The organism is Jatrophihabitans sp. (assembly GCF_036389215.1).
In the GTDB taxonomy this organism is placed as follows: domain Bacteria; phylum Actinomycetota; class Actinomycetes; order Mycobacteriales; family Jatrophihabitantaceae; genus Jatrophihabitans_A.
In genome coordinates, this window is sequence record NZ_DASVQG010000284.1 from 1 (window position 1) to 7,991 (window position 7,991).

Here is a 7,991-nt window from a genome sequence, read left to right on the forward strand (position 1 = left end):
CCGGCGGCGGAGCGGTGGGATCGCCTTCAGTTCGTCGTTCACTCTTCGAGTATCCCGTCATCCCCGGCTGCGCCCACCGCCAGGTCACCCGAGCCGGCCAAGGCGCCCGTCACAGACCGCAGCCGTGCCGCCGACCTGCCCCGCACTGGCCGGTAGCCTCGTAGCCGTGCGTATCGCGAGATTTGTTCATCACGGCGGAATCGCCTGGGGAGTGGTGGAGGCCCCGGCAGCGGCAGGCCCGAACCCGCCCTTCGACTCCCTCACGGTTGCCGCCATCAAGGACCACCCGATGGGCCCGATCGAGTTCACCGGCGAGCGGTTCGCGATCGGCGACGTCCGGCTGCTCGCCCCGATCCTGCCCAGCAAGGTGATCGCGGTCGGCCGCAACTACGCCGCGCACGCCGCCGAGCTGGGCAACGACGTGCCCGAACGACCGCTGATCTTTCTCAAACCCTCCACCTCGGTGATCGGCACCCATGACGTGATCCGGCTGCCGGTCGACTCCGACCAGGTCGAGCACGAGGCCGAGCTTGCCCTGGTGATCGGCCGGGTGGCCAAGGACGTCCCGCGCGAGCAGGCCCTCGATGTCGTCTTCGGCTACACCTGCGCCAACGACGTCACCGCTCGCGACCAGCAACGAGCGGACGTCCAGTTCACCCGCGCCAAGGGCTACGACTCCTTCTGCCCGATCGGCCCCTGGATCGACACCGCGTTCGACCCCAGCGCGGTACGGGTCCGGGCACTGGTGAACGGCGTGACGAAGCAGGACGGCAACACCAAGGACATGATCTTCGACGTCGCCACCATCGTCTCGTACATGTCGCACGTGATGACCCTGGTGCCCGGCGACGTGATCCTGACCGGCACGCCGGAAGGCGTGGGCAGGATCACCGACGGCGACACGGTGACCATCGCGATCGACGGGCTCGGCGAGCTCACCAACCCGGTTCGCTCGCGGTGAGCCCCGCCACCGGCTCCGACATCCGGGTCAGGTTCTGCCCTTCGCCGACCGGCACCCCGCACGTCGGTTTGATCCGTACCTGCCTGTTCAACTGGGCATTCGCCCGTCACCACGGCGGCAGCTTCGTGTTCCGGATCGAGGACACCGACGCGGCACGAGACACCCAGGAGTCCTACGAGATGCTGCTGGACACCCTGCGGTGGTTCGGCATGAACTGGGACGAGGGGCCCGAGGTAGGCGGTCCGTACGGGCCCTACCGGCAGAGCGAGCGCCGCGAGATCTACCGCGACGTGGTCGCCCGGCTACTCGCCGCCGGCCACCTGTATGAGTCCTACAGCAGTCCCGAAGAGACCGAGGCCAGGCACCGCGCCGCCGGCCGGGACCCGAAACTGGGCTACGACAACTTCGACCGCGATCTCACCGAGGACCAGCGGGCCGCCTTCCGGGCCGAGGGCAGGGCGCCGGTGCTCCGGGTCAGGATGCCGGAGGAAGAGATCGTCTGGAACGACCTGGTCCGCGGCGACATCCGCTTCCTCGCCAGTACCGTGCCGGACTTCGTGGTGGTCCGGGCCAACGGCGAACCGCTGTACACGCTGGTCAATCCGGTGGACGACGCGATGATGCGGATCACCCACGTGATCCGCGGTGAGGACCTGCTGCCCTCGACGCCTCGCCAGATCGCCCTGTACCGGGCACTGATCGACATCGGGGTAGCCGAGCGCGTGCCGGAGTTCGGCCACCTGCCCTACGTGATGGGCGAGGGCAACCGGAAGCTGTCCAAGCGTGATCCGCAGGCCTCGCTGTATCACTACCGCGACGACGGTTACCTGCCCGAGGGGCTGATCAATTACCTGGCATTGCTCGGCTGGTCGATCGCCGAGGACCGCGACATCTTCTCCCCCGACGAACTCGTCGCTGCCTTCGACGGCAGCAAGATCTCGACCAACCCGGCACGCTTCGACCCCAAGAAATGCCTGGCCATCAATGCCACCCACGTCCGGCTGCTGGCCCCCGATGACTTCGCGCGGCGGCTGCGGGCATACCTGGCCCGAGCCGGCCTGATCGGCGAGCAGCCGACCGAGGCCGAACTCGCTCTCATCGCCGGTGCCGCGCCACTGGTGCAGGAACGGGTGCAGACGCTCAGGGAGGGTGCGGACATGCTGCGCTTCCTGTTCGTCGGCGACCAGGAGTTCGTCCGGGACGAGGCGGCAGTGGCCAAGCAGTTGGGGGAGCAGGGCCAAGCAGTGCTGGCGGCCTCCATCCCGGCGCTGGAGAAGCTGACCGAATGGAACACCGCCGCCATCGAAGAGGCGTTGCGGGCCGAGCTGCTGGAGCGGCTGGAACTCAAACCCCGCAGCGCCTTCGGCCCGCTGCGGGTGGCGGTCACCGGCCGGCAGGTCTCCCCGCCGCTGTTCGAGTCGATGGAATTGCTCGGCCGCGACACCAGCCTGGCGAGGTTGCGCAGCGCTCAGGGCGGGTAGTACCCGCGCTGACAGGCCGCGACAGGCCAGCTCGGCCCGATTTCGATAGCGCGGTCGATGTCGGGTAGAGTCTCGTCTCGGCCCGCTCGTCGCTACGTTCGGGTTGGTAGTGGGGTATGGGGTAATTGGCAGCCCAACTGATTCTGGTTCAGTTAGTCTAGGTTCGAGTCCTGGTACCCCAGCGCGGAAGCCGGAAGAGTGGTATCTGCAGCAGGATGTTGGTTAGCGTGTTCTACCTAGGGCCCCGTCGTCTAGCGGCCTAGGACGCCGCCCTCTCACGGCGGTAGCGAGGGTTCGAATCCCTTCGGGGCTACCCAATCAAGAAGCCTCCGGATCATCTCCGGGGGCTTCTTTGACTAGATGTTGTGTCTCCGGCCACCTCCAACCACAACCTGGCCGCCCAGCTGACTTCAGGGCCGGCGCCGGTCGCCGATAGGGAAGGTCACTGCCGAAACAGTTCCGGTCCGGCCAACCCTGGAGATGCTGATGCGATACCCGTTGCTGGCCCCCCTGTTCGCCAAACCCGTCCGGCTGGTCGCCGTGCTCGCCATGACGATCGCCCTGAGCTCAGGCCTGGCAGTGGCGACCGCGCCGGCCAGCTCGGCTGCCGTGCGCAGCCTGCCTACGCCGGCCGGCCTGCCGGTGGCCATCGAGCCGATGGCCACCTACGTCGAGCAGATCTCCTGCCAGCCCGGATACCGCACGGGCACGCTGGCGCTGGCCCGCCTGCTGGTCACCACCTACCCCAACACCAGCTACGCCGGTGCCTACAACTGCGGCATGGACGGCAACCGCAGCGAGCACTACGACGGGCGCGCCATCGACTGGATGGACTCGGTGCGCAACCCGGTGCAGGCTGCCCAGGCGGCGGCCGTGATCAAGTTCCTGCTGGCTACCGACAGGTACGGCAACCAGTTCGCCAACGCCCGGCGGATGGGCATCATGTACATCATCTGGAACAACAAGATGTGGGGATCGTGGAACGGCACCTGGTCTGATTACAACGGCTGCTCGAAGACCCCGTCCACCGCGCTGGACAGTGCCTGCCACCGCAACCACATGCACATCTCGCTGTCCTGGAACGGCGCCAAGGGACGGACCTCCTTCTGGAGCAAGCGCGCCTTCGCCGCCACCGACTACGGTCCCTGCCGGACGGCCGAGTTCAACTGGTCTGCCAACTACGTCAGCTTCAACTCCCAGCGCTGCCCGTCCTACCCGAAGGTCACGGCTCCGGCGGGATCATCCACGGTGATGAAGTCCCTGGTCAGCTTCGCCGGCGCGTCGATCTACCGCGGCATGGGCGGCAAGCCGGTCATGGCCGTCCAGCAGGCGCTGCGGGTGCCGGTCACCGGACGCTACGACGACACGACGGTGGCGGCGGTGCTGCGGTTCAAGCAGGCGCACGGCATGGTGCCCACCAGCCCGATCGGCTACGGCACCTGGCGCATGCTGCTCAAGACCTTCAAGCCGAAGGTCTAACGGCCGGCTGGCTGCTCCGGCGCGACGGTGAGGTAACGGCCGCGCCGGTGCACCAGCGGCGCGCCGTCGTCGCCGAATACGGTGTGCACCACCCGTAACTGAACGAGCAGTCCCCATCCCAGTTCCGACGCCTGCCGGTCGGCGAGCAGGCAGCCGGCCCAACCGCTGGCATCGGCCAGCGCCGGGCCCCATTCGGTGTCGGTCCACTCGCCCATCCGGAACGGCCCGCCCGGTGCCGGCGCGACGTAGCCGAACGCGTCGGCGAGCTGCCGGTGCTGCCAGCTGAGCAGGTTCACCACCGCCGCGCCGGTGTCGCGCAGCGCGTCCCACAGCTCCGACAGCGGGTCCAGGACGCCGAGGACGCAGCCCGGTTCGCCGTCGGCCACCAGCAGCGAGGAGACGGTCAAACCGGCCCGGTTGCCGCCCGAGCCCGCCGTCCACACCGTCACCGGCGAGGGTAACCGGCCGCGCAGCCGCCGGACCGGGCTGCGGTCGGCTTCCGGCGGCAGGAACGGGTGCTCGCTGGAGATGCTCATGGCCTCAGTCTGGCACCGGGCGGCGACCGTCTTCGGCCCGCCCATCCGCAGGTGGCACAGTGGGCGGGGCGGCTGAGCACATCAGGGGGCGGCTGGGCGAGTCAGCCGGGGAACGGGAGTGTGGCACATGAGCATGCGGGTAGGACTGGTCGGCAACGGGCACTGGGCGAAGATCACCCATGCGGCGGGTCTCAATGCCGAACCCTCCGTGCAGCTCAGTGGAATCTGGGGTCGCGACGGCGCCAAGACCGCTGCGCTGGCAACGGAACTGGGTACCACCGGCTATGACGACGTCGAGGAGATGTTCGACGCGGTCGACGCGGTGGCCTTCTCCGTTCCGCCGCAGGTGCAGTCGGAGCTGGCGCTGCGAGCCGCCCGAGCGGGCAAGCATGTGCTGCTGGAGAAGCCGATCGCGGTCTCAGCGGCCGAGGCGGACCGGTTGGCCGAGGCGGTGACCGAGGCCGGCGTCGCCTCGGTGGTGTTCTTCACCGCCCGCTTCGACGCCGTCCAGCGGCAGTGGATCGATCAGACCGGCCAGCGCTCGGACTGGGACGGTGCGGCCGGTCTCTGGCTCGGCTCGGCATTCGCGCCGGACAGCCCGTTCGACACTCCCTGGCGCCATGAGAAGGGCGGCCTGTGGGACGTGGGCCCGCACGCCCTGGCAATGCTGATCGGAACGCTCGGCCCGATCGTCGAGATCACCGCCCGGTCCGGCCGGCGCGATCTGGTGCACCTGATCCTGAGGCACGAATCCGGCGCCAGCAGCAGCTATGCCGTCAGCATCGACACCCCGAAGGCGGCCTCGGAGGTAAGCCTGGCGGTGTGGGGGGCAGCCGGGCGCGCCACGCTGCCGGCCTCCGTTGCCGATCCGAGCGCCGCGCTGGCGACAGCGGCTCGGGAGCTGGCCGCCGCGGCTCAGCTGCCGGTGCCGAGCCATCCCTGCGACGTGCGGCTGGGCCGTTCGGTGGTCCGGCTCCTGGCCGAGGCCGAGCGCCAGCTCGGGCAGTAACCGGTGCCGAACCCGGCGCAGCGTGCCGACAGATCGGCAGGAGAGGTAGGAAGGCTGCCATGAGGATGGTCATGCTCGGCGCGCCGGGCTCCGGCAAGGGAACCCAGGGCCAGCGGCTGGCCGAGCGCTTGGGGGTGCCGCACATCGCCTCCGGGGACTTGCTGCGTGCCCAGGTCCGGGCCCGGACCGAGCTGGGCCGGCTCGTCGCCGGCTATCTGGACAAGGGTCGATTGGTGCCCGACGAGCTGGTATTCGACCTGGTGCTGCCGGTGGTGCTGACAGCGGCCGAGGCCGGCGGCTATGTCCTGGACGGATTTCCCCGCTCGGTGGCGCAGGCGGTCAAGGCCGAAGAACTCGCCCCTGACTCCGCCGGGCCGGAGCGGGTGATCTTTCTCGCAGTCCCCGAAGAACTGCTTGTCCGGCGGTTGCTGGAGCGGGCGGCCGCGGCCGGGCGCAGCGACGACACGCCCTCGGTGATCACCGACCGGCTGCGGGTCTTCGAGTCCGAGACCAGGCCACTGGTCGATCACTACCGGGCCCGCGGCCTGCTTCGCGAGGTCGCCGGCGACCTGCCTGCCGACGAGGTGACGGAGGCGATTGCGGCGGTGTTGTGAAGCCGATGTTCCGCCAGGCGAAAAAGCCATCAATCATAACAAATCGTCACGGTGTTCGGCATTGCACCCCCACTTCGGGCTAGCACCGGCTAGACTGCCTAGATCGGCTATACAGCCAGCCGTGAACGATTCCCGTTCAAAGCAGGTCGACGCCGCTTGCGGGGCAGGCTGAGCCAGTGCTGGCTCGAGGGCTGGTGCCGCGGAGACGTCTCGCCTCTGGTTGATCTTGAGGTCCGTATGACCACATTGCCGGATACCCGCATCTCGTCCGACGACGAGCCCGACTATCACGACCGATCCTTCGCAGACATCGTGGAGCGGCTGTTCCGCGAGTTCGAGAGCCGTCTCTCCCTCACCGCTATCGTCGAGGTAGTGCGGGAGTCCCGCCAGCACCTGCGGGGCTCGCCGATCGGCGCGCTGCCCGAACTGACCGAACGGCTTGCTCACGAACGGCTAGAACGGCTCGTCCAGGCCGGTACGACCGACGGCCCGGCATCGGCTCCATCTCTGACCGTGCTGTCCTGACGGTCGCCAGACTCGGCGGCTCGAACGCTCCACCAAGAGCGTTCGTCGCGGCCGTTCGTTAGAACCGGTGATGCCGTGGGCATCCCGTTGATGGGAGGAGAAATTCTGATGAGTGCACTGGACAAAGCAAAGAACAAGGCCGAAGAGGTCGGCGGCATCGCCAAGGAGCACGCCGGCGAGGCCACCGGTGACGACAGCCTGCGCGCCGAAGGTGAGACCGACCAGGCCAAGGGCAACCTCAAGCAGGCCGGCGAAAAGGTGAAGGACGCCTTCAAGGACTGAGCAGATTTGCTATCCCCGCCGGTACATACCGGCGGTGATCTGCCGTCCTAATGGTTACTTTCGTTGCCTATCCGCATTGGTCACCTTGTAGGTGTCCAATCAACGCAAGGAGCGCCTCATGCTTGGATTAATCATTTCCCTCTTAATTATCGGCCTGATCGCGGGTGCGATCGCTCGGCTGCTGGTTCCCGGCCGGCAGGACATCGGCATCGGCATGACCATCGTGCTGGGCATCGTCGGATCGTTCATCGGTGGCTTCCTCGGTTACCTGATCTTCCACAAGGACGGTGACGAGGGCTTCTTCCAGCCGTCGGGCATCATCGGCTCGGTCATCGGCGCCGTCATCGCGCTCCTGATCTGGCAGCGGGTCGGAAACCGGTCCGCCGTTCGCTGATCACCGCTGGCAGGCGCTGACTCGGAGTTGCACCGGCCACCGGCACTTGGGAAAAGGGGCAGTCGCGTCGCGACTGCCCCTTTTCGCGTCTGGCGGGACTAGCCGACGCCTGACATGCCGAGCGGTACGTCCAGGACCGGGCGGTGGATCCAGGACAGGGTGGGCCCAGGACAGGGTGGGCCCAGGACGTAGTGGGCCACGACGTGGTGGGTCCAGGACGTGGTGGGTCCAGGACAGGGTGGGTCCAGGACAGGGTGGGCCCAGGACGTGGTGGGCCACGACGTGGCGGGTCCAGGACAGGGTGGATCTAGGACAGGGTGGATCTAGGACAGGGCGGTGTGCAGTCGCTGGGCGGCAGCGGTGAGGATCGGTGCGAATCGCTGGCCGGGGGAGCGACCCAACCGTTCGATCGGACCGGAGATCGAGACGGCGGCGACCACCCGCCGACCCCGGCCGAAGACCGGCGCGGACACCGACGCGACACCGGCCTCGCGCTGGCCGACCGACTGGGCCCAGCCGCGCCGGCGGACCTCGGCGAGCGCGCGGTCGGTGAACTCGGCCTCCTGCAGCAGCGTGGCCACCGTCTCCGACGGTTCCCACGCGCACAGCACCTGCGCGCCGGAGCCCGCGGTGAGCGGCAACCGGGCGCCCAGCGGCACCGTGGTGCGCAGCCCGGTCGCCCGCTCGGCGGCTGCCACGCAGACCCGTTC

Annotated in this window: 10 protein-coding genes and 2 tRNA genes; 10 read left to right on the plus strand and 2 right to left on the minus strand. The window is 68.4% G+C overall.

Translation table 11 applies throughout. From position 1 onward, the window contains the following. Window positions 1–166: 166 nt before the first annotated feature. From VF542_RS15970 to VF542_RS15990, 5 genes are all read left to right on the plus strand, one after another. Window positions 167–961 carry a fumarylacetoacetate hydrolase family protein gene (locus VF542_RS15970; protein WP_408652684.1) on the plus strand — a complete coding sequence of 265 codons (795 nt, stop codon included), beginning with the start codon at window positions 167–169 and terminating at the stop codon, window positions 959–961. After that, the gene (gene gltX / locus VF542_RS15975) at window positions 958–2,442 is read left to right on the plus strand and encodes a glutamate--tRNA ligase (RefSeq protein WP_408652685.1); all 1,485 of its coding nucleotides are present in this window, start codon (window positions 958–960) and stop codon (window positions 2,440–2,442) included. The genes VF542_RS15970 and gltX overlap by 4 nt, the downstream gene beginning before the upstream one ends. Before the next feature lie 110 nt (window positions 2,443–2,552). Beyond that, window positions 2,553–2,624, plus strand: a tRNA-Gln gene (locus tag VF542_RS15980). A gap of 58 nt (window positions 2,625–2,682) precedes the next feature. Next, a tRNA-Glu gene (locus tag VF542_RS15985) sits at window positions 2,683–2,755 on the plus strand. A 173-nt stretch (window positions 2,756–2,928) separates the two neighbouring features. Beyond that, the gene (locus tag VF542_RS15990; RefSeq protein WP_408652686.1) at window positions 2,929–3,921 is read left to right on the plus strand and encodes a peptidoglycan-binding domain-containing protein; all 993 of its coding nucleotides are present in this window, start codon (window positions 2,929–2,931) and stop codon (window positions 3,919–3,921) included. Here VF542_RS15990 and VF542_RS15995 read toward each other — a convergent pair. Continuing rightward, complete coding sequence (locus VF542_RS15995; RefSeq protein ID WP_408652687.1) at window positions 3,918–4,457, minus strand: flavin reductase family protein; 540 nt, start codon at window positions 4,455–4,457, stop codon at window positions 3,918–3,920. The two genes, VF542_RS15990 and VF542_RS15995, sit on opposite strands and share 4 nt — an antisense overlap. Before the next feature lie 127 nt (window positions 4,458–4,584). On the opposite strand from VF542_RS15995, the gene VF542_RS16000 reads away from it, so the two are divergent. From VF542_RS16000 to VF542_RS16020, 5 genes are all read left to right on the plus strand, one after another. Next, the gene (locus VF542_RS16000; RefSeq protein ID WP_408652688.1) at window positions 4,585–5,466 is read left to right on the plus strand and encodes a Gfo/Idh/MocA family protein; all 882 of its coding nucleotides are present in this window, start codon (window positions 4,585–4,587) and stop codon (window positions 5,464–5,466) included. A 59-nt stretch (window positions 5,467–5,525) separates the two neighbouring features. Continuing rightward, window positions 5,526–6,080, plus strand: a complete 555-nt coding sequence (locus VF542_RS16005) for an adenylate kinase (RefSeq protein ID WP_408652689.1) — start codon at window positions 5,526–5,528, stop codon at window positions 6,078–6,080. Window positions 6,081–6,317: 237 nt separating this feature from the next. After that, window positions 6,318–6,605 (plus strand): three-helix bundle dimerization domain-containing protein, encoded by a 288-nt coding sequence (locus tag VF542_RS16010; protein ID WP_408652690.1) that lies wholly within the window; start codon window positions 6,318–6,320, stop codon window positions 6,603–6,605. A gap of 108 nt (window positions 6,606–6,713) precedes the next feature. Continuing rightward, the gene (locus VF542_RS16015; protein WP_408652693.1) at window positions 6,714–6,887 is read left to right on the plus strand and encodes a CsbD family protein; all 174 of its coding nucleotides are present in this window, start codon (window positions 6,714–6,716) and stop codon (window positions 6,885–6,887) included. A 118-nt stretch (window positions 6,888–7,005) separates the two neighbouring features. Then, the gene (locus VF542_RS16020; protein WP_408652691.1) at window positions 7,006–7,281 is read left to right on the plus strand and encodes a GlsB/YeaQ/YmgE family stress response membrane protein; all 276 of its coding nucleotides are present in this window, start codon (window positions 7,006–7,008) and stop codon (window positions 7,279–7,281) included. Between the two features lie 323 nt (window positions 7,282–7,604). Here VF542_RS16020 and VF542_RS16025 read toward each other — a convergent pair. Continuing rightward, on the minus strand, window positions 7,605–7,991 hold a 387-nt coding region (locus VF542_RS16025), incomplete at its 5' end, for an IclR family transcriptional regulator domain-containing protein (protein WP_408652692.1).

Excerpts from the sequence above, each read along its gene's own strand:
- VF542_RS15990 (WP_408652686.1), top strand. The coding sequence starts at position 2,929 with ATGCGATACCCGTTGCTGGCCCCCCTGTTCGCCAAACCCGTCCGGCTG.
- VF542_RS15995 (WP_408652687.1), bottom strand. The coding sequence starts at position 4,457 with ATGAGCATCTCCAGCGAGCACCCGTTCCTGCCGCCGGAAGCCGACCGC.
- VF542_RS16000 (WP_408652688.1), top strand. The coding sequence starts at position 4,585 with ATGAGCATGCGGGTAGGACTGGTCGGCAACGGGCACTGGGCGAAGATC.
- VF542_RS16005 (WP_408652689.1), top strand. The coding sequence starts at position 5,526 with ATGAGGATGGTCATGCTCGGCGCGCCGGGCTCCGGCAAGGGAACCCAG.
- VF542_RS16010 (WP_408652690.1), top strand. The coding sequence starts at position 6,318 with ATGACCACATTGCCGGATACCCGCATCTCGTCCGACGACGAGCCCGAC.
- VF542_RS16015 (WP_408652693.1), top strand. The coding sequence starts at position 6,714 with ATGAGTGCACTGGACAAAGCAAAGAACAAGGCCGAAGAGGTCGGCGGC.
- VF542_RS16020 (WP_408652691.1), top strand. The coding sequence starts at position 7,006 with ATGCTTGGATTAATCATTTCCCTCTTAATTATCGGCCTGATCGCGGGT.